The following is a 20,333-nucleotide window of genomic DNA, read 5'->3' on the forward strand; positions in this document are numbered from 1 at the left end:
GAGGACTTGATCTGAAGTCGAGCTGTTATTCGGTTTTGAGAGGCTGACTCTCAAGGAAAGAGATCCGGTGATGAAGGCGGAGTGGACACACCTGTCCTCATACCGAACACAGAAGTTAAGCACTCCAGCGGCGACAATAGTTGGGCCTGCCCCTGCGAAGATAGCACGTTGCCGGTCTCTTCCTTTGCGATCACTTTGTGGTCGCTTTTTTTTCGCTTTTCAAATATAGTTTCTGATGTAGAAAGCAAATGAAAAGGATTGTTTCTTGATTAGATGAATTGCAGAGCTCCAGAAAGTTGAACAATGATGGATCAATACATCTTCTATAAGGAAACAATCCTTTTATAATTTTTATTTACGAAATGCGTGGGAGTATCCATGGGCATCTTTTTCGCCCGTTCCAATCGGAACTCGAATATCACCAATCTTTTCAATTACATACGGTGTAACTTGATATACATAGTTTAACCAGTTACGATAAAGAAGATTGGCGTGAGAACGCCATTTTAATAAAGGCTCTTTCTTTGGATCATCATTTGGAAAGTAGTTGTAAGGAATATGGATTGGTTTGCCTAGATGTACATCACGCCAGTATTCTTGCGCGAGTGTATCTTTACCATATTCAAAATGCCCAATCAGGAAAATCTGACGATAATCCTTGGTCACGATGATATTGGAACCTATTGTCTTGTTTTTGGATAAAATGGACAAGGTTTTAACTTTCCTTAATGCTTCTTCATCAATTGCCGTATGTCTGGAATGGGGAGTGAAATGAATTTCATCAAACCCGTTGGTTAAAAAATCATACTCATCTACTAATGTTTCAGGGAATATACCAAATACTTTTTCTGGAAGCAGTTTTTTCTGAATTCCATAATGGTAATAAAGGCCTGCTTGCGCACCCCAGCAAATATGGACCGTGGAAAAGACATGCGTCTTTGACCATTCCATGATATCCATTAATTCTTTCCAATAATCAACCTCTTCGAAAGCAAGCTGCTCAACAGGTGCTCCAGTAATGATCATCCCATCATAGAACTGGTTGTGTAAGTGATCAAATGTGTCATAGAATTTTACTAAATGGTCGTGACTGGTATTTTTTGCCTCATGGCTTTTAACCATCAGAAAATCGATATCTACTTGCAATGGTGATTTGCTGATCAATCGCAAGATTTGGGTCTCAGTTTCGATTTTTTTTGGCATCAGATTCAATATGACTAATTTGAGTGGACGGATATCTTGTTTTGATGCATCTGAATCATCGATGGCAAATATCTTTTCGCTTTCTAATATTTCTTTTGCCGGAAGATCTTTTGGTATATTGATTGGCATTTTATGCCTCGCTAGCGGCCAGTGCTTGTTTTAGATCGGCGATGATATCTTGTGCATCTTCTAGTCCGACAGAGAAACGAATTAGATCTTTATCAATGCCTGCCTCTTTTAATTGCTCATCTGTCAATTGACGATGTGTATGGCTTGCTGGATGTAATAAACAAGTGCGAGCGTCGGCTACATGTGTTGCGATGATAGCCAGCTTCAAAGAATCCATAAATTTTTCTGCTTTTTCTCTGCTTCCTTTCAAAGCAAATGCCAAAACGCCGCAAGTACCGTTAGGACAATATTTTTGGGCAAGTGCATAGTTCTCATCATTTTCGAGCCCTGCATATTTTACCCACGCTACATCTTCACAGTTTTCTAAGAATTTGGCAACGGCTAGTGCATTTTCACAATGACGTTTCATACGTACAGCAAGAGATTCCAATCCCAGATTAAGATAGAATGCATTTTGCGGAGATTGAATGGATCCCAGATCGCGCATCAATTGACTGGTCGCTTTTGTGATATAAGCCAATTTTCCAAATTTTTCGGTATAAGTAATGCCGTGGTAAGATGCATCAGGTGTAGTCAATCCAGGGAATTTCTCAGCGTGTGCGCTCCAGTCGAAGTTGCCGCTGTCCACAATGGCGCCGCCGACAGAAACACCGTGTCCATCCATATATTTTGTTGTAGAATGAGTAACGATATCACAGCCCCATTCAATTGGACGGCAATTGATCGGTGTTGCGAATGTATTGTCGATGATCAAAGGAACACCGTTCTTGTGGGCGATTTTTGCAAATTTTTCAATATCGAAGATGCTCACAGTCGGATTAGTGATCGTTTCACCAAAGACACATTTCGTATTTTCTTTAAAACATTTTTGTAAATCTTCTTCACTGATCTGTGGATCGACAAAAGTGCATTCAATACCCATTTTTTTCATTGTTACACCAAACAGATTATAAGTACCACCATAAATGGCACTAGAAGCAATGAAATGGTCGCCTGCCTCGCAAATATTGAATACCGCAAAGAAATTGGCAGCTTGACCAGAAGAAGTCAACATGCCGGCAACACCACCCTCCATTGCGGCGATACGTGCCGCAACTGTATCATTTGTAGGGTTTTGCAGACGTGTGTAGAAATATCCGGATTTTTCAAGATCGAACAGTTTGCCCATCTCTTCACTGCTATCATATTTAAAGGTCGTACTCTGATAAATCGGTACTTGACGTGGTTCCCCATTATGAGGTTCATAGCCGGTATGTAGGCATTTTGTATCTATATTCATATTTCTTCCTCCTTATATCGTATGAAATGATTTTACACTTTTTGTAAATGACTTTCAATGCCTTTTGTAAATCCTTTTCTTTTCGTTTCCGAATGATGAAGAAGTGGCATGTTCGCTTTTTTTCCTCATTTCATGTATAATGTCTTTTACGGAAGGATGTGTTATATGGAACTAATCTCAGATGTTGTGGTAGATACACTTCGTTTAATTCCTTTTTTATTTTTAACATATGTATTATTGACCTATGTGGAACAAAAAGATGCTTATAGATTCCACCGGTTAATACAACGATATAAATATCTAGGTCCATCTATTGGTGCAATCTTGGGTGTGATTCCCCAGTGTGGATTCAGCGTGATGGCGGCATGTTTGTATTTGAATTCTTCTATCTCAATCGGCACATTGATCGCAGTTTTCTTTTCGACCAGCGATGAAGCAATTCCTATGCTGTTAGCACGTCCGCAAAGCTTTGATTTATTATGGAAATTACTGATTGCCAAAGTGATATTCGGCATGTTGATCGGGTATCTGATCGACCTGCTGACACGTTTCCATTTCCATCAGGATAAGCGAGATCGTTTTGTGGAAGATGTACATTGTCATCATTTTTGGCAAGAAGTCATCCAGCGTACATTATCAGTTACCGTCTACATTTTTATTTTTTCTTTGCTGCTTTCTTTTATCATGGAGCAGTTTACTGCAGAAAGCATCTCCTTATTCATGGAAAACTTAGGATGGCTGCAGCCCGTTCTTTGTGCTTTGATCGGTTTTATTCCCAATTGTGCTTCCAGCGTCTTGCTGTGTGAATTGTTTTTTCATGGTTTTATTGAGGCTGGGGCGTTGTTTTGCGGTTTATGCTGCAATGCCGGTCTTGGTTTTATGATCTTATTACGGTCGCAAAGTTGGAAAACTGTATTCTTTTGCGCTGCTGTTTTATTCGTCTCTGCATTGTGTGGTTGTTTATTGTTTTAAAGGAGTGATCGTATGGATTACAAAGAGCATTTCCATTCCTTGATCGATTTAGGGAATTATGAAGATGCATTTACTTATTTAAAAAAGTTTAAAGGATATGCATATGAGGAACCTTTTTATTTCGCAAACATGGGATGGATGTACAATCAGTTTCATGATTATGAGAATGCAAAGAGCTATTTATTGACCGGATTACGTGTATTTGAGAAAGATGGATGGATGTATGCACAATTAGGATGTACGTATAATCGATGTATGGAGTATGACAAAGCGTTGGATTGTTTCTATCATGCATTGGATCTTGAATTTGATGAATCTTGGATCCATTACGAGATGTGCATTGCTCATCGTGAAAGAAAAGAATATGAAGAAGCATATGAAGAAATTGAAAACGCATTGCTTGATGTTCCTGATCATCTCGGCTATATGGAAGAATGCGGGGATTTATTAATTACGATGGAGCAGTATGCAAAAGCAAAAGAGATATATGAAAAAGCATTTGCACTATCAAATGAGCCTTACTATCAGTTAATGATTGCCCAGTGTTTGGAAAAAGATGCACGTTATGAAGAAGCTTTATCACTTTATGAAAAGATCCATGCTGAAGAATTACGCAGTGAAATTGCTTTGCATAAAGGAATATGTCAATATTATTTGCAGCAGTATGAACAAGCACGATCCGATTTGAATGATGCGCACCTTTTAGGAAGAGATGATACCCTGTTATATCAGTATATGGGCCGTGTCTATCAAAGTTTAGATCAGAATGAACAAGCCGAGCTATGCTTTCAAAGAGCGTTGACGTATTATCAAAGAGCTTTTGATAATTATGAGGATCGTCGTTGGCTGTATCAAGAAATGATCGATGTCGCCTCCTTGATGCAAGATCCCAGCCATCTGTTAGATATCGTGGAGAAAGGTCTGCATGAATATGGAGGAGAAGCATGGATTCGTTATCAAGCAGCACGTGCTTACAGTGATGTGCAGCAGTATGATCAATCGATTCCCATCATTCAAAACACAGATGCATCGATTTATTCAGATGAATTTGATTATTTATTGGCACATGATCTTGGCCGTGCAAGACGTCAAAGCGAGGCAATCGCAGTATTGGAAAAATTATTGCATGCTCATCCAAATGATACATGGATCTTATGCGAATATGGATGGAATCTGGCGGGAATGGAATATTATGAGGCAGCTGTAAAGATGTTTCAAAAAGCGCTGGCCATTGAAGAAGATCCTTATTGCGAAGCAATGATCGGGTGGTGTTATTATCAGTTGGAACAACAGGACAAAGCCATCGCCTACCTGAAAAAAGCTGAGGAATTAGGATTTGATCAAGAATGGCTCATTCCATTATGTCAAGATTGTGAAGAAAAACAAAAAGCTGAGGTAAAATGATATGTGTGGCCGTTATCAATTCCTATATGAACCTAAGGATGAAGATCCGCCTATTTCAAAAGAAATGCTTGCTGCAATTGATCAAATGCGCGATGGGGAGGTCTTTCCTTCACAGCCCGTTTTATATTTTTATGCACGGCAAGACATGATCCAGGCAGCAATCGGAAGTTGGGGATTTCGTTATCAGAAAAAGCGTGTCATCAATGCGCGGCTAGAAACACTGCAAGAGAAAAAAATGTTTTCTCCTTATGCTCATTATCGCTGTGTTCTTCCTTGTAATGGATATTACGAATGGAAATTAGTAGATGGAAAAAAACAGAAAATGCGGATCTATCATCCATCTAGTGATCGCATTTACTTGGCAGCAATCTTTAATGAATACAAAGAAGTCTGTGTATTGACAAAGAAAGCAGCCGGCAAGCTGGCATATTTACATGATCGCATGCCGATAATATTAGATTCTAAAGGTATGCAGGCCTATTTGCACGGGGAACAAGGCATACCTGTCTTAAATAGCAGGCTGAAGATAGAGCAAACAGAAAAATAAGCAGCAAAAAAGCAAAGAAGGGGATCTGTATGAAAGGAAAGAATAAGATTATCGTATTATCTGTTTTTATATTGTTGTTCCTGTGGAAAGCAGCATCGATCTTGGTTGGTTACAGTTTTATCCTTCCTGGACCTGAACAGGTCTTTGTAGCCATGATTGCTTTATTGCAGGATCTGTCATTTTACGAAGCTGTCATTGCGACCGCGTTACGTTCGATCTTTGGATTGTCCCTTGCATTTTTATCAGCATTTGGCTTTGCTTATTTTGCATGGAAGCATACATGGTTTGCCAATGTATTTTCCCCAGTATTATTACTGATGCGAAGCGTACCGAATATTTCTTACATCTTGTTGATCCTTTATTGGTGTTCCCGCAACAGCAGTTCGATCATCATCAGTTTTTTGATCTTATTTCCAATGATCTATCAAACTTTATACGAGGCATTAAAGGAGTTGCAGCGTTCCTATCTAAATGTATTAAAGATATATCCCAAAAAAATGAAAGAGTCAATTTTACAAGTTTATTTACCGTTATTGCGTCCAGCAATCAGCGCAAGCATCTGTAACGGTATTGCTATGTCTTTCAAGGTAGGGGTGATGGCAGAAATACTAGGACAAGTAGGAACAGGCGTGGGCAGGCAAATGCAGCTGGCACGATTGAATTTTGATTTAGTGACGGTCATGGCTTGGACAGGCTGGATCATATTGTTATTGTTTGTTTCAGATCAAATATTAAAACGCCTGTTAGCAGTATTGTGTAGGGGGGAAGTATCATGAAACAAGGATTAGTCAGCATCATCGTACCAGTTTATAACGTGAGGAAATATATCGAACGTTGTTTGTCTTCTTTAGTCAATCAGACATATTCCTTAATTGAAATTTTATTGATCAATGATGGTTCAAGTGATGACAGTGATCTCATATGTGAGCAATATCAAACACGGTATCAGCAAATTCGTTATTTTACAAAGAAAAATGAAGGTCTAAGTAAAACACGAAATTTTGGAATAGAAAAAGCAGCTGGCGAATATCTTCTTTTTGTAGACAGTGATGATTATATTGAACTTGATATGGTCGAAAAAATGATACAGTGTGCTATGAAAGAACAGGCCGATCTGGTAATAGGATCTTATCGAATGGATTATCCTTTTTTTTCTCTATGCAGAAGGGCGCCGAAATATCAAGTATGGGAACCAGTAGATGCAATCAAAGCATTACTGCATAATCGCACTGTTTCAAATTTTGCATGGGGAAAATTGTACCGGACGTCTTTATGGAAAGATATTAGATTTCCCAGTTGCCGATTTGAAGATGTTTACACTACATATCGCCTTTTCATAAAAGCAAATCGCATCGTCACCATGCCTGATCGGTTTTATCACTATGTACAGCGCAAAGGTTCCATCATGAATCAAAATGGATTGTTGGCATTGGATATGCCGATTGTCTGTGAAATGCGTCGTGCTTTTGAAGAACAGGAACGTATGATCAATGAAGCTTTCCCTTTTTTACATGCATATAATCTATATAATTACTATACGAGTGATATGTTGATGATCTATACCATGATTTTTTTTGTAAAACGAAGTGAGATCGTAAAGTATCCATTGCCTTATTTAAAGTTGGATGGACTGCCTCTCATTCTTCAGATTGCGTATCACCTGTGGCGAGGCTGTGCAAAGATAAAGTTTGGAAAAAAGCTTTTGATCGAAGAAAAAGATCAAGCTTAGCCCAGTAGAAAGTTTGTAACAACAATGTTATAATGAAAATCAAAAGGAAAGGAATAAGCAAGATGAAATTTATGGATAAATTGCGTTATGCACTGTCTCGTTATTTATATGGACGTTATGGTGTAGATCAATTTGGACGTTTTCTTTCGTTCCTCATTACGATTCTGCTTGTCATTTCATTATTTTGGCGAAATGTCATTTTGATTTGCATCACATTGGTATTGCTGATCATATTGTACGCGCGCGTATTATCAAAAAATTATGAAGCAAGACGTAAAGAAAATGAGCGGTATCTTAAAATAAGCATGCCTTTTCGGCGATTTTTTTCAGGATGGTATTTACGTATTCGTGATGGAAAACAGTATCGATATTTTTATTGCCCACATTGTCACCAGCGATTGCGTGTACCAAAAGGAAAAGGTAGAATTACGATCAAATGTCCAAAATGTGCAACACGTTTTGATGCAAGATCATGATAACCTGCATTCTGCAGGTTTTTTTATGTAGGATTGAACGAAAAGCAATTTTTTATCTGAACTTGATGAGGTGTTTTCACCTGAAAAAGTTCTCGTTTCTTTATTTTATCCAATAATAATGATTTATATCTAAACTTTGATATCGCTGCTATCTTTGTTTTCAGGAAAATAAAATGCAATACCCAATGTATCTGATCATTTTAATGTGGCGTAATGCATGGCCCATAAAAAAAAGTGATACAGATGTTCTGTATCACTGTAATATTAATCTTCACGTGCGCTCATCTTTTCACGGTAAAGCTGACGGCGATCATTTGGTGTCAATCCTTTTTTGCGTAAACGAATTGCATCCGGTGTAACTTCAACTAATTCATCATCGTTGATGAATTCCAGTGCTTCCTCTAAAGAAAGGATCTTTGGCGGGGTCAATAACATAGCTTCATCTCGTCCGCTAGAACGAATAGCAGTCAGTTTTTTATTCTTTAACGGGTTGACGTCAAGGTCGATGTTCTTTGCACTGACACCGATGATCATTCCTTCATAAACTTCTGTCTGCGGGGAAATGAACAATGTGCCGCGTTCTTGCAGGTTCCATAATGCATAAGTCATGGCAGTGCCTGTCTCTGTAGAGATCATAGCGCCATTGGCACGCTGAGGAATCTCTCCTTTATATGGTTCATATCCAACGATACGGCGTACAAGCGTACCTTCGCCATGTGTATCATTGATAAATTCGTTTCGATAACCTAACAGACCGCGTGTAGGTGCGTGATATGTAATACGCGCATATCCGTTTTCTTCTTCCATATCCATCAAGATACCTTTTCGTAAATTCAACTTGCTGATGACCGTACCTTCATATTCGCTTGGCACGATTGCTACGACTTCTTCCACCGGTTCTACTTTTACACCATTCTCATCTTTGTGTAAGATAACTTCCGGTTTTGATACAGCTAATTCATAACCTTCACGACGCATATTTTCAATCAAAATGGAAATGTGCAGCTCGCCGCGGCCGCTTACTTTGAAACAATCAGCAGAATCGGTTGGTTCCACTTTAAGACCAACATTGACTTCCAGTTCACGTTCCAAACGCTCTTTTAAATTTCTGGAGGTAACATATTTTCCGCTCTTTCCAGCAAATGGACTTTTATTGACATGAAAATTCATGCTCAATGTCGGTTCTTCAATTTCAATGCTCTCCATTGGCAGAATATGATCTTTGATACAAAGCGTCTCGCCAATGGAAATGTCCGGTATACCTGCGACAACGACGATATCACCGCTGTGTGCTTCATCAACGCTGACGCGTGTCAATCCTTTATATACAAAGATCTGTGAGATCTGTTTGCTGCGTTCATTTCCTTTATCGTCACATACAACAATGGGTTCTTGTGCCTTTAAAGTACCTTGGAAGATACGGCCGATGCCTAATCGTCCGATATATTCATCATATGCTAATGCGGATACCTGCATTTGCAACGGTTCTTCATCTAAATCAGGATATGGCTGACAATGGCGCAAGATCGTTTCAAATAAAGGTTCGATGCTGTCGCTTGGAGTATCCATATCATACTGCACGATGCCTTCGCGAGCAATTCCGTACAAGATAGGAAAATCTAATTGTTCATCCGTTGCATTGAGATCTAAGAATAACTCATAGACTTCATCCACGACTTCTTGTGCACGCTGATCTTTTTTATCGATCTTATTGATCAATAAGATCGGCTTAAGTCCGTATTCCAAAGCTTTGCTGAGAACAAAACGTGTCTGCGGCATAGGTCCTTCGCTTGAATCAACCAGCAAGATGACGGTATCAACGGTCTTGATGATCCGCTCTACCTCGCTGGAAAAATCAGCATGGCCTGGTGTATCTACGATATTGATCTTCACACCCTTATGAATGACGGAACAGTTTTTAGAATAGATCGTGATACCGCGTTCCCGTTCCAGATCGTTACTGTCCATGACGCAATCTACAACTTCTTCGTTGGAACGAAATACATCGCTTTGACGTAGAAATGCATCTACCAATGTAGATTTACCGGCATCGACATGGGCAATGACGGCTATATTGATAATCTTTTCTTTTTCGCTCATATATTCCTCCATTTCCCCGCGCCTAAGGTCGCGCGGACACAAATATTTCATCAATAAATCTCACACGTCTCATTTTTTCGTGTTACCATATAAGAGAGGTGGTACACTACAGAGCACGTGGAGGTGAGTAGGAATTCTACTCAATTGAATATCCTGTATATATATAAGTTGCCGTCATCATCTCAAGCACAAATAAGTAGGACTTTGAGCCTGGACACTTATGATTGTTCAATCAACTGTTGTCGATTCGCTTTGATGACAGTCAATGCCACCTCTCCTTTTGCATGAAAGGAGTTTTTTTATGGTAATGAAAATCGTTCGTTTCAACTGTTGTGGCATGGATGTTCACAAAAACCTGGTTGTCGCTACTATTGGGATCACCGATAGAAAGACCAACATTACAGAATACTTCCAACGATCCTTCTCCACTTTAAACTCCGACCTATACCGTTTAAAGGATTGGCTGCGATCTCATCACTGTTCTGATGTCTGTATGGAGTCTACCGGTAAATACTGGATCCCGATCTTTAACATTCTTGAAGATGAGACCAATGTCCATTTAACTCACCCCAAGTATGTCAAAGCCATCAAAGGCAAGAAGACAGATAAGAAAGATTCCAAATGGATCTGTGATCTCTTCAAACATGATCTGATCAAGTTTTCGTTTATCCCTCCCAAAGAAATTCGGGAGATGCGTGAGATCGCACGTTACAGATACAAACTGGTCTGCATGCGTTCTTCAGAACGGAATCGTTATCAAAACTGTATGACCATTTCTAATGTCGGTCTGGCTTCTGTTGTTTCAGATCCTTTTGGCAAGACGGCTTCCAACATTATGAAAGAAGTCATGAAATCCAATGTGATCGATGATGACAAGATCCTAAAGCTCGTTCACAAAAACTGTAAGAACAAAGATAAGATACTGGACTCTCTTCATGGCTATCACATTGAATCGGATCAACGATTCAAGATGGAAAAATCTTTGGATCATATGGAATATTTAGATCAGCTCATTGATTCATGCGAAGTGGAATTGATTAAGCGTGCGTATCCTTTTCGCAGATCTTTTCAGCACATCACACAAATAAAAGGAATCAGTGCTTTATCTGCTATTCTTATCATCTCTGAAATAGGAATTGATATGTCTCAGTTCGAATCCGACAAACAGCTTGTCAGTTGGGCCGGACTTTCTCCTGCCAACAACGAGAGTGCCGGCAAGAAAAAGTCAGTCCGTATCTCAAAAGCTGGACAGTATCTCAAACCTCTGCTTGTCCAATGTGCTTTATCGGCCATCAAAGATAAGACATCTTATTTTGGAAGAAAGTATTCCAATATCAAGAAACGACGAGGTCATAAGAAAGCAATCATTGCGATCGCACGCATGATGCTGGTCAGCATCTACCACATGATCCTTACAGGAGAAGAATTTAATCCATGTGACCATGAATCCTTTATGGATCCAAAACCAAACGCCAATCCTTCACTTACAGTTGAAAAAGCATTGAACTTTTTAAAACAATCTGGCATTGATATTTCTTCTATTCCAGTCAACTTATAAATTTTTTCGATATCTTTTACCTCCTGTTTTTAAGTCGGCCCTTTTTGCGCATTTTTATTCACACTTTCACCTCAATAATAAACAGTATATATCATATACCTAAAAGCTGATAAATACAATGAAATTTCGACGGAAAACAATTGGATACAGCCTACTTTTGGCTTAGATTGGATCCTGTGAAAGCTGAGATGTTTTTTGGAATGATAAAAATTGTGCTATAATGAAAAAAATATCAAAAGGGGAGTTGTTTATGAATTTTATATTTATATCGCCACAATTTCCAAAAACATATTGGAATTTCTGCAATCGTTTAAAACAACGGGGCGTTTGCGTCCTAGGTATCGGAGACACGCCATATGATGACTTAGATGATCATGTAAAAGAATCCCTACAGGAATATTATCGTGTCGACAATATGGAAAATTATGATGAAATGTTTCGTGCTGTCGCTTATTTCTCATTTCGTTATGGAAAGATCGACTGGATCGAATCCAATAATGAGTATTGGTTAGCACAAGATGCCCGTCTGCGCAGCGATTTTCATGTGACGACTGGTTATCAAAGCGAAGAAGTATGGGAAATCCGCAGCAAATCAAAGATGAAAAAGTATTATGCAAAAGCGAAGATACCGACTGCTCGTTATCATATGGTAACGACATTTGAAGAGGGCAAGGCATTCATTGATACGGTCGGCTTTCCAGTCATTGTCAAGCCGGATACAGGTGTAGGTGCAGCAAAAACATATCGTTTGTCCAATGAGCAGGAATTAAGGGCTTTTTACGAACAAAAACCGGACATTCCTTATATCATGGAAGAATTTATTCCGGGCATGATCATTTCTTATGATGGTATCATGAATTCTAAAAAAGAAGTGATTTTTGATACGTCGCATATTTTTCCAACGCCGATCATGGATATCGTAAATACGCAGGATCATTTGGTTTATTTTAGTGCAAAAGAAATCGATCCTAAATTAAAGAAATTGGGACAACGTGCTGTTAAAACATTCCCAGGAGGCAGTCGTTTTTATCATTTTGAGTTTTTTAAGCTTTTACAGGATAAAAAAGGGATTGGTAAAAAAGGGGATTATGTTGGATTGGAAGTCAATATGCGTCCTCCGGGAGGCTATACGACGGATATGATGGATTTTGCCAATAATGCAGATATCTACTCTATTTGGGCAGATATGGTAACAAAAGATCGTACCGATTTCATCCTGCCTGCAATACGTCCGTATGTCTGTATCTTTGTGTCACGAAGAGATGGAAGACAATATGTTCATACGCATGAAGAGATCTTGGAAAAATATGGTTCGCATATCGTTATGCAAGAACGGATGCCGCAGGCTCTTTCGGATGCAATGGGCAATCAAATGTATACGGCAAATTTTGAAAAAGAAGAGGATGCACAAACATTTGCCGCCTTTGTAGATGAAATGAAGGAGGAATGAAAAAATGAAAGAACAATATAGTAAGCATTACAGTCAGTGTTTGCAGAAAGAAATGGAGGTCAGCGTATATGGTCATGGCGGAAAACCATGTTTGGTATTTCCTCCACAAGATGGGAAACATGGAGATTGGAAAGCCTTCGGCATGATCGATGCGATGGCAGAATATATCAATGAAGGGCGTATTCAAGTTTTCTGCTGCGATTCCATCGATGAGGAAACATGGTCAAATCAATATGGAGATCCACGTTGGAGGATCGAACGTCAGGAAGCCTATTTTCATTATATTTGTGATGAGCTGGTACCAATGATCTTAGATTGGAATGAAGCCGATTGTGGTCTTCGAGCAGGAAAACTGATGACGACAGGAGCGAGCATGGGAGGGTATCATGCAGTGAATTGCATGATGCGCCGTCCAGATTTATTTGATAAAGTTCTTTCTTTGAGCGGTTTATTTCAAAGTGATTACTTTTTCCATGATTATCATGATGATCTGACGTATGCAAATTCACCTTTGAATTTTTTGCAGAACATGCCATTAGATCATCCTTATATCCAAATGTATAATGAAAGTGAGATCATTTTATGCTGCGGACAGGGTGCATGGGAAGAACCGATGATCGATCATATGCATCGAATGGAAGATGTATGCAGCCGCAAAGGGATCAATGCGTGGATCGATTTTTGGGGATATGATGTGAATCACGACTGGCCTTGGTGGAGACGTCAGATCGTATATTTCTTGCAATTTTTGGTATAGATGCAGACAATAAAATAAAAAGAACAAAAGCAGCGAGGGGAACGCTGCTTTTGTTCAACATTATACTTAGTTAAAAAGAAAGGGAAAATTGATTATGAAGAATTGAGCTCTTTTTTTAAGCTCAGTTATAGTATAGGAAATATCACCCGTTAAATTATCATAAAACCATGTTAAATTATGTGAATACAGAAAAAAAGCAGAAAACTTTCATAAGTTTTACATTAATTTGCATTTTTTCATTTTTTAAATCAAATCAATTGTCATTTTTTATGGATTTATGGCATAATGTATAAAATGGTAAGGAGGCATATAGGAAATGACTTTTAAATATCATTGGAATCGATATTCTTTATCTGGAACATTCCTATTTTGTCCACGATGTTGTCATGTGGAGGTGAATTGGTAGAAGTCAGATGAAGGAGGAAAATAATGAAAGCAATTGAATTGATCGGAAATACACCAATGATTCAAATTGGTGATAGCAATGTATATGTGAAATTAGAAAAATATAACCCAGGCGGAAGCGTAAAAGACCGTGCTGTTTATGCCATGCTGAAAGGTGCTTTAGAACGGGGAGAAATTACAAGAGAGCACACATTGATCGAAGCAACGAGCGGGAATACGGGTATTGCCTTGGCAATGTTAGGGGCTGTCTTGAAAATGAAAGTAGTCATCGTCATGCCGGAAACGATGAGCGTAGAACGCCGTAGATTAGTACAGGCATATGGGGCTCAACTTGTCTTAAGTGATGGAAAAAAAGGAATGCAGGGTGCCATTGACCGGATGGAAGAACTGATCAAAGAAAATGATCATTATGTGACGCTGGGGCAGTTTGATAATCCGGATAATGTGAAAGCACATTATGAAACGACAGGTGTGGAAATCTTAAAGCAGCTGCCGGATGTGGGAGTGTTTGTTGCAGGAGTTGGAACAGGCGGTACTTTCAGCGGTGTATCGAAGCGCTTGAAAGAAAAAGATGGATCGATTCTTTGTGTAGCCGTAGAACCGGCTTCCAGTGCCTTGTTGAGCGGAAGAGATGCTGGTCCGCATAAGATCCAAGGAATCGGTGCCAATTTTGTGCCGAAAAATTTTGATTCCAGCGTATGTGACGATATCGCGGTCGTAAGCGATGAAGAAGCAGTCGAAGCGATGATCGCTTTTGGCCGTGAAACCGGTATTCTGGTCGGTATCAGTTCCGGTGCAAATATTGCTGCTGCCAAACGTTATTCTGTCTATTATCCAGATAAAAAAATCGTAACGATTGCACCGGATGGTGCAGATAAATATTTGTCTCTTGTGGAGTTTGCGTAATGGCTTTTTTTCGGAATGCTGCTTATAATATCAAACGAACGATGGAAAATGATCCTGCGGCACATTCACGCATAGAGGTGCTGCTGCTCTATCCGCATATCAAGGCAATCGGTATCCATCGAATTGCACATTGGTTTTATTGTCGGCATCTATTTTTCCTGGCACGTTTCATATCCAATATTGCTCGCTTTTGGACCGGTATTGAAATCCATCCGGGAGCTCAGATCGGCAAAGGGTTTCTCATTGACCATGGAATGGGCGTTGTGATTGGCGAAACTGCGGTAATTGGGGATGATTGTCAGATTTATCATGGTGTGACTTTAGGAGGAACCGGTACGCAGCATACAAAACGTCATCCAACTTTGGAAGATGGAGTGATGATTGGCGCTGGTGCAAAGTGTCTGGGAAATATCACGATTCATAAAGGAGCCAAAGTTGGAGCAAATGCAGTTGTATTGCAAGATGTACCGGCAGGTGCTACTGCGGTAGGGATTCCGGCAAGGATCATTCCAGCAAATAGAAAAGAGAAAAGGGACAATAGTGGGTCGAAGTAAGAGCTTCGACCTTTTTTGTTCACTTTGCATTAGTTGTGTTTTTAGCAATAGTTATGATATGATGTACACGGTATAAATTTCGGAGGGGTCTTATGTGGAAATATGAATGCAAGCGACATCTGCTGTATCTGCTGATTGCGGCTATCGCTGGTGGCGTTTTGTTTGGATTGACGATAGATGACAGTTTTGTAAAAGAAATGAGCAATATATACGATTGGGTTCCTATCACAATCGTCATGCAGGTTTATGAACTGCGCTGGCTTGTAGGAGCGCTTATTGGTGCAGCATTTGTGAATGCAATCTTATTGTTGCGTTACTTGATCATAAAATTCAATATCAGTCCGTTTATCATATTGATGCTTTTCTTTTTTGTGCAGCTCTATCAATTTTTGATTCTTGCCGGTCTTGTTTTGCTGCTGCCATCGGTGTTGGTTTGTCTTTATGGCATGTTCACTGCACATAACGCAGCCTCTAAGAACTTTCGGACATTGCCAAAAGGAAATGGAAATGAAGTAGAAAGAGTTTATCGACTGCATCATGCATTCAATGAAGATGTCAAAGAACTGGCATCCAAGTGCCGAAAAGAAAGTGACCGCTGGTCCATCATCTATGTGTTAGGCCTGCTTGCATTAGCATGTGTTGCTTTGATCATCCCAAATATGATGCTGATGTTGTTATTATTAGCTGCGTATAGCATCTTGTTCGTTTACGTATTCCGCTTACGGGCACAAAGCGTGATGCCTATCAATGCATTATTGTTTGATGAATGCGACCCTATCGCATGTGCAAGTGCCATCTTGCTTTTTTCTAAACGCGGGAAACGCTCTAATTTAAAAATGCATCTATTGTTTGCGCAATGCATGTTATGTTTGGATGATCCGCAATTGGCGATGGATGCCTTGGTATTGATGCCAAGAAACAGAAGCAATAGTTCCATGGAATTGAACTATCAGACATTATTGGCGGAAGCCAATTATCAATTGGGAGATCGCGCAGCTTTAGAGCGGACTTTGGAGTCAGTACGTTCTACAAGGGTCAATTTAGGATCTGCTGGAAACATGCTGCTACAGGAAAGCATTGCTTCTATTCAGAACAAGCTGTACTTGATGGACGAGAGATTTGATCAATGTGAAGCATATTATCGTCAGGCACTTCCGCAACTGAAGCTGCGGTTACAACAAGTGAATGCTCGGTATTATTTAGGTATGATCGCTTTCATCAATAAAGATCTTGAGACTGCTAAAGACCAATTTGATTATGTTGTACAATATGGAAATACGACCACTTATAAAAACAAAGCACAAAAATATCTAGGTATGATCGAAAGATCGATGCCAAAAGAAGAAACTGAGTAAAAAAGAGGCTGTAACGAAATAGAAGATTTTAATTAAACGAATCTGTCTATTGAGGTTACGACCTCTTTTTTCTTTTCTTTACTTTGAAATTGTTTCAATTCTCCCAATTATCCCTGTTTTTTGGCATTATGAAAACACCTATTGTGGAAAACCCATCAACATTATTTATGCTTGTGCTTTTTTTCTTATTTTTTTGTTATGATATTTCATCAGATTAAAGCCTACGCACACCAACAGGAACTCCATTTCTACATTTTTGATGCTTCTCCTATGTAATCTGTCATAAGCATAATCTTCTTTTATCACTCCAAAAGCTCCTTCGCTTTGTATGGATCTTTGCACTCGATGATGGATTCCTTCTTCGCTATTTAGTTTTTTTCTCGCTGTTCTTTCAAACTCCTCAAGTATCGGATTCACGCTTATCGTTCGATCTCCCTTGGCTTTCGTACATTGAGATTTGAGTGGGCAATCCGTGCATTTGCCACAGCTGTGCGTTTGATTGATTCGATAATATTTGCTTCTCTTATCAACCGTTTCATTGATACAGCCAAATTCATGTCCTGCCGGGCAGATATATCTTCCATTTCCATTTCTGTTCCAGTTTGATTTGATGAATGTTTTTTTCTTGTAGCTCGTTTCTTTTTCTTTTGAATACATCATATATTTGATATAGGCTTCCATATCATTTTCTAAACAGAAGAAATAATTATCATAGGATCCATATCCTGCATCCGCTACTACTGTTTTAGGCATCCTGTTATAAAGTGCTCTGAATGTTTCAAGAAATTTGATAAATGTCTTTTGATCGGTTCTATCCTGATAGATACAAGCCAATTGGATATATTCGCTGCTTACTGCTATCTGTGCATTGTATCCTGCCTTGAAGATTCCTGTCTTCATGTAATGGTCCTCTTTCATGTGCATCATCGTTGCATCGTGGTCTGTTTTCGAACAGCTGTTTCTGTCAGGTCCGCATAGTTCAATTCTTTCCAAACAGTTTTGCAGTGTTTCTTTGTATTTCATCAATTCATCATAATAACGCTGAATCTGGCTTTTTCGCTTACCTTTTCCATAAATGAAAGTGATTCCCTCTTGTTCAACGATATGAAAAATTTGGTTAGCCATATTCTCTATGTCTTTTATTGTCCACTCCTCTTTTTGAGATGCTTCAATACGATCACCCAGTTTCTTGACCCATTCGTTTAATCGAGTGAATATTTTATCTCTTGTTTTGATTGCGGTCTTTTTCCAGATGAAAGTAAACTTGTTGGCATTGGCCTCAAGCTTGGTTCCATCAATATAAACCGTATCATGATCAATTGACGGATCTAATATCTCAATTGATTCAAATATATCTCTAAAAATGAATTGGATGTCATATTTTAAATACTTTTGGATGAAACGATGAAATGCCATGTGACTTGGCGTTTCCTCCTGCATCAAGAACATGAAACGGATGTCCGTTCTACAGCTTTTTTCAATATCTCTTAGACTATAAATATGATTCATGAACGCAAACAGGATGACTTTGATCATCTTGAAGGGATTATATTCTTCACGCCCTCTGTGAGCAGGGTGATCAAGATATTTGTTCCAGTTGACTCCTTCCATCACTTCAAGAAAACTGTACACCGGATCAGAAGAATCGATCTTTTTTTCACAATCCAGTGGTAAAATCATCTGAAATGCGGTATAATTCCTATTGCTCAAATAGGAATGATTTAGCTCTAACACTTCGATGTTTTTCATAGCTAAATTATACCAAAAAATGCATCCTTTCTCTTTCGAGATTAGATGCATTTTTTATTTTTGGCTATTCCTTATTCGTTACAGCCTCTTTTCATTTGTGATAGAGCAGCCGGAATAGGAAAAAGCCCATTCCCATTGAATAAGTGATTTCTGTAAAAGAAGTAACTGCACCATGCAATGCAAATCCATAGATGCAGATAAAACAAAGAAATAAATATATGAAAAAATAAGAACGCAATTCTACATATCCTTGCAAGAGCGACATATATAAAAAAATAAAAATGACAACGGCATAGCCTACACTTGCCAACATTGCGATGCGTACATGCCATTTGCTGCTGATTGCACAGGATACAGGGTCGTAGGGAAGAATTACGGATAATACCATGCACATGCATAGGATGATCACAATTTTATGAAAAAATGAGGGGATGCAGGGATAGCGGTTGAAGCAATGCAAAGCCATGAATAAAAAATAGACAGCATTGCATATGCCCCACAAAAGTAAATAAAAAGGGTGTCCTAATTCATTTCCAATATAGGTTTGATTGTTAAGGAAAATGTCTGTCATCGACAAAGCATATAAATTTAAAACAGGTAAGAGAAAGAAAGCAAAAAATGCATGAATGAGCTTTCTTTTATTTTTTATTCGTTTCATCGTTTGGATTATAGCATATCCCTTTCTTTTTGAAAATGTTTAGGGATGGTAAATGTTGATCCGTATATGAGAAGTGTAGGAGAAAGGAGGAAAGAAAGTGCGAAGCGGATTGCAGGATATCAAAGAAAACAATGGATATCTTTACGTGCAAATAGACGAACATGTGAAATTTGATGCATTTATCTATGACCAGATCCGTATGGATGAAGAATGTTTACAGCCAATCCAGAAAGCAAAAAATTGTCTTCGTTATGAGATCAATGGGCTTATCTCACTTTCCTGTTTTCTTGAAAGTTATGTTTTTGAACGAGAGGAGGGATACCGATTTCTGATCCAATTGCTGGAACATTGTCTTAAAGTGAACCGCAACAAACCTATTGTGATGGATGTGCGCTTTATTTATCTTCCTCCACGTGGTAATTTTCTTCGTTTTGTTGCTGTACCGCTGAATGTGGATCATTGGTATCTGCAAAAAGAAGAGTGTCGTGTTTTTGCAAAATATCTTGCTATGCATTTTCAAACGAAAGAAGCATATGAGATCATTGGTTTTCTCGTTCGTTCTACACATGGAAGTGAATTCTCTTTGACTGCACTGCTGCAAGGTTTTTTGTTTTTGAAAGGACAATATGAAGAAAAAATAAAATTTTGGCAAAGGGCAAGAAAAAAAGCGGAGCAGCAGACTTTCATCGCCAGGGAACAACAGTTGCAAAACTTTCAGAAACAACCGGCTGTTAATGAACAAACGAAAGTGGAAGAGAGGTGGAGCGAGGAAGTTAAAACGTGTCAATTAGGAGATGAGAAGGGCAGATATGCTTGGCTGGAAGGAGAAAAAGACAGCTATGCATTGAGAGGAGAAGAATTAGATATTGGAAGAGCGCAAGATTGTGCGATCACTATCTCAGATCTTTCTGTCTCAGATCATCATCTGCATTTGCGAAAAGAAAGAAATCGATGGTATATACGTGATCTAAAGTCGCAAAATGGGACTTTTCTAAATGGGAAAAGAGTGCAGAGAGAAATGCGTTTAAGAGAAGGTATGGTCATTCAAATTGCTCAATTCCGCCTTGTTTTTCATGAACAAAGCATATCGACATGAGAATTT

18 protein-coding genes and 1 rRNA gene are annotated in these 20,333 nt (G+C 38.9%); 14 read left to right on the plus strand and 5 right to left on the minus strand.

From position 1 onward, the window contains the following. Positions 1 to 63 precede the first annotated feature (63 nt). Positions 64 to 177: ribosomal RNA gene (gene rrf, locus BQ9859_RS04820) — 5S ribosomal RNA — on the plus strand. Positions 178 to 351: 174 nt separating this feature from the next. Here the strand turns inward: rrf and BQ9859_RS04825 are convergent. Both BQ9859_RS04825 and BQ9859_RS04830 read right to left on the minus strand, forming a co-directional pair. Then, positions 352 to 1,332: a homoserine O-succinyltransferase gene (locus BQ9859_RS04825; protein ID WP_083662675.1), complete on the minus strand. Its 981-nt coding sequence runs from the start codon at positions 1,330 to 1,332 to the stop codon at positions 352 to 354. Between the two features lies 1 nt (position 1,333). Continuing rightward, complete coding sequence (locus BQ9859_RS04830; protein WP_075877108.1) at positions 1,334 to 2,611, minus strand: O-acetylhomoserine aminocarboxypropyltransferase/cysteine synthase family protein; 1,278 nt, start codon at positions 2,609 to 2,611, stop codon at positions 1,334 to 1,336. A gap of 165 nt (positions 2,612 to 2,776) precedes the next feature. Between BQ9859_RS04830 and BQ9859_RS04835 the strand changes: the two genes are divergently transcribed. The 6 genes from BQ9859_RS04835 (at position 2,777) to BQ9859_RS04860 (ending at position 7,739) form a co-directional block, all read left to right on the plus strand. Continuing rightward, positions 2,777 to 3,583 (plus strand): putative manganese transporter, encoded by an 807-nt coding sequence (locus tag BQ9859_RS04835; RefSeq protein WP_075877109.1) that lies wholly within the window; start codon positions 2,777 to 2,779, stop codon positions 3,581 to 3,583. A 12-nt stretch (positions 3,584 to 3,595) separates the two neighbouring features. Then, complete coding sequence (locus tag BQ9859_RS04840) at positions 3,596 to 4,987, plus strand: tetratricopeptide repeat protein (protein ID WP_075877110.1); 1,392 nt, start codon at positions 3,596 to 3,598, stop codon at positions 4,985 to 4,987. 1 nt (position 4,988) lies between these two features. After that, complete coding sequence (locus tag BQ9859_RS04845) at positions 4,989 to 5,534, plus strand: SOS response-associated peptidase (RefSeq protein ID WP_075877111.1); 546 nt, start codon at positions 4,989 to 4,991, stop codon at positions 5,532 to 5,534. 29 nt (positions 5,535 to 5,563) lie between these two features. Next, positions 5,564 to 6,310, plus strand: coding sequence for an ABC transporter permease (locus BQ9859_RS04850; RefSeq protein ID WP_075877112.1), 747 nt, complete (start codon positions 5,564 to 5,566; stop codon positions 6,308 to 6,310). Beyond that, positions 6,307 to 7,263, plus strand: a complete 957-nt coding sequence (locus BQ9859_RS04855) for a glycosyltransferase family 2 protein (protein ID WP_075877113.1) — start codon at positions 6,307 to 6,309, stop codon at positions 7,261 to 7,263. Before BQ9859_RS04850 ends, BQ9859_RS04855 begins: the two co-directional genes overlap by 4 nt. A 62-nt stretch (positions 7,264 to 7,325) precedes the next feature. Beyond that, complete coding sequence (locus BQ9859_RS04860) at positions 7,326 to 7,739, plus strand: zinc ribbon domain-containing protein (RefSeq protein WP_083662680.1); 414 nt, start codon at positions 7,326 to 7,328, stop codon at positions 7,737 to 7,739. A 264-nt stretch (positions 7,740 to 8,003) separates the two neighbouring features. Here the strand turns inward: BQ9859_RS04860 and typA are convergent, their stop codons facing one another. Next, entirely contained in the window at positions 8,004 to 9,839 is a 1,836-nt protein-coding gene (gene typA / locus BQ9859_RS04865; protein ID WP_075877114.1) for a translational GTPase TypA, read from the minus strand. A 301-nt stretch (positions 9,840 to 10,140) separates the two neighbouring features. Between typA and BQ9859_RS04870 the strand changes: the two genes are divergently transcribed. The 6 genes from BQ9859_RS04870 to BQ9859_RS04895 all read left to right on the plus strand — a co-directional run bounded on the left by BQ9859_RS04870 (position 10,141) and on the right by BQ9859_RS04895 (position 16,824). Then, positions 10,141 to 11,397: an IS110 family RNA-guided transposase gene (locus BQ9859_RS04870; RefSeq protein ID WP_075876229.1), complete on the plus strand. Its 1,257-nt coding sequence runs from the start codon at positions 10,141 to 10,143 to the stop codon at positions 11,395 to 11,397. Between the two features lie 250 nt (positions 11,398 to 11,647). Continuing rightward, a complete protein-coding gene (locus tag BQ9859_RS04875) occupies positions 11,648 to 12,847 on the plus strand; it encodes an ATP-grasp domain-containing protein (RefSeq protein ID WP_075877115.1) in 1,200 nt (399 codons plus the stop codon). A 4-nt stretch (positions 12,848 to 12,851) separates the two neighbouring features. Next, positions 12,852 to 13,604 (plus strand): esterase family protein, encoded by a 753-nt coding sequence (locus tag BQ9859_RS04880; RefSeq protein ID WP_075877116.1) that lies wholly within the window; start codon positions 12,852 to 12,854, stop codon positions 13,602 to 13,604. Positions 13,605 to 14,033: 429 nt separating this feature from the next. Next, entirely contained in the window at positions 14,034 to 14,915 is an 882-nt protein-coding gene (cysK, locus tag BQ9859_RS04885) for a cysteine synthase A (protein WP_407940073.1), read from the plus strand. After that, the gene (gene epsC / locus BQ9859_RS04890; protein ID WP_075877118.1) at positions 14,915 to 15,469 is read left to right on the plus strand and encodes a serine O-acetyltransferase EpsC; all 555 of its coding nucleotides are present in this window, start codon (positions 14,915 to 14,917) and stop codon (positions 15,467 to 15,469) included. The genes cysK and epsC overlap by 1 nt, the downstream gene beginning before the upstream one ends. A 92-nt stretch (positions 15,470 to 15,561) precedes the next feature. Continuing rightward, the gene (locus BQ9859_RS04895; protein WP_075877119.1) at positions 15,562 to 16,824 is read left to right on the plus strand and encodes a tetratricopeptide repeat protein; all 1,263 of its coding nucleotides are present in this window, start codon (positions 15,562 to 15,564) and stop codon (positions 16,822 to 16,824) included. A 165-nt stretch (positions 16,825 to 16,989) separates the two neighbouring features. On the opposite strand, the gene BQ9859_RS04900 is transcribed toward BQ9859_RS04895, so the two are convergent. Next, the gene (locus tag BQ9859_RS04900; RefSeq protein ID WP_075877120.1) at positions 16,990 to 18,573 is read right to left on the minus strand and encodes an IS1182 family transposase; all 1,584 of its coding nucleotides are present in this window, start codon (positions 18,571 to 18,573) and stop codon (positions 16,990 to 16,992) included. Between the two features lie 91 nt (positions 18,574 to 18,664). Continuing rightward, entirely contained in the window at positions 18,665 to 18,961 is a 297-nt protein-coding gene (locus tag BQ9859_RS12705) for a hypothetical protein (RefSeq protein WP_235846396.1), read from the minus strand. A gap of 367 nt (positions 18,962 to 19,328) precedes the next feature. Here BQ9859_RS12705 and BQ9859_RS04910 point away from each other — a divergent pair, with 367 nt between their 5' ends. Next, complete coding sequence (locus BQ9859_RS04910; protein WP_075877122.1) at positions 19,329 to 20,327, plus strand: FHA domain-containing protein; 999 nt, start codon at positions 19,329 to 19,331, stop codon at positions 20,325 to 20,327. Positions 20,328 to 20,333: the final 6 nt, after the last annotated feature.

Origin of the sequence: Merdibacter massiliensis, from assembly GCF_900155395.1 — a bacterium.
GTDB lineage: Bacteria > Bacillota_I > Bacilli_A > Erysipelotrichales > Erysipelotrichaceae > Merdibacter > Merdibacter massiliensis.

What these genes read in the sequence shown, in the direction of transcription:
- BQ9859_RS04835 (WP_075877109.1), top strand. Translation starts at nt 2,777, where the DNA reads ATGGAACTAATCTCAGATGTTGTGGTAGATACACTTCGTTTAATTCCT.
- BQ9859_RS04900 (WP_075877120.1), bottom strand. Translation starts at nt 18,573, where the DNA reads ATGAAAAACATCGAAGTGTTAGAGCTAAATCATTCCTATTTGAGCAAT.
- BQ9859_RS04880 (WP_075877116.1), top strand. Translation starts at nt 12,852, where the DNA reads ATGAAAGAACAATATAGTAAGCATTACAGTCAGTGTTTGCAGAAAGAA.
- BQ9859_RS04875 (WP_075877115.1), top strand. Translation starts at nt 11,648, where the DNA reads ATGAATTTTATATTTATATCGCCACAATTTCCAAAAACATATTGGAAT.
- BQ9859_RS04840 (WP_075877110.1), top strand. Translation starts at nt 3,596, where the DNA reads ATGGATTACAAAGAGCATTTCCATTCCTTGATCGATTTAGGGAATTAT.
- BQ9859_RS04860 (WP_083662680.1), top strand. Translation starts at nt 7,326, where the DNA reads ATGAAATTTATGGATAAATTGCGTTATGCACTGTCTCGTTATTTATAT.
- BQ9859_RS12705 (WP_235846396.1), bottom strand. Translation starts at nt 18,961, where the DNA reads ATGGTATTATCCGTAATTCTTCCCTACGACCCTGTATCCTGTGCAATC.
- BQ9859_RS04825 (WP_083662675.1), bottom strand. Translation starts at nt 1,332, where the DNA reads ATGCCAATCAATATACCAAAAGATCTTCCGGCAAAAGAAATATTAGAA.
- BQ9859_RS04895 (WP_075877119.1), top strand. Translation starts at nt 15,562, where the DNA reads ATGTGGAAATATGAATGCAAGCGACATCTGCTGTATCTGCTGATTGCG.
- BQ9859_RS04830 (WP_075877108.1), bottom strand. Translation starts at nt 2,611, where the DNA reads ATGAATATAGATACAAAATGCCTACATACCGGCTATGAACCTCATAAT.
- cysK (WP_407940073.1), top strand. Translation starts at nt 14,034, where the DNA reads ATGAAAGCAATTGAATTGATCGGAAATACACCAATGATTCAAATTGGT.
- epsC (WP_075877118.1), top strand. Translation starts at nt 14,915, where the DNA reads ATGGCTTTTTTTCGGAATGCTGCTTATAATATCAAACGAACGATGGAA.
- BQ9859_RS04850 (WP_075877112.1), top strand. Translation starts at nt 5,564, where the DNA reads ATGAAAGGAAAGAATAAGATTATCGTATTATCTGTTTTTATATTGTTG.
- BQ9859_RS04845 (WP_075877111.1), top strand. Translation starts at nt 4,989, where the DNA reads ATGTGTGGCCGTTATCAATTCCTATATGAACCTAAGGATGAAGATCCG.
- BQ9859_RS04870 (WP_075876229.1), top strand. Translation starts at nt 10,141, where the DNA reads ATGGTAATGAAAATCGTTCGTTTCAACTGTTGTGGCATGGATGTTCAC.
- typA (WP_075877114.1), bottom strand. Translation starts at nt 9,839, where the DNA reads ATGAGCGAAAAAGAAAAGATTATCAATATAGCCGTCATTGCCCATGTC.
- BQ9859_RS04855 (WP_075877113.1), top strand. Translation starts at nt 6,307, where the DNA reads ATGAAACAAGGATTAGTCAGCATCATCGTACCAGTTTATAACGTGAGG.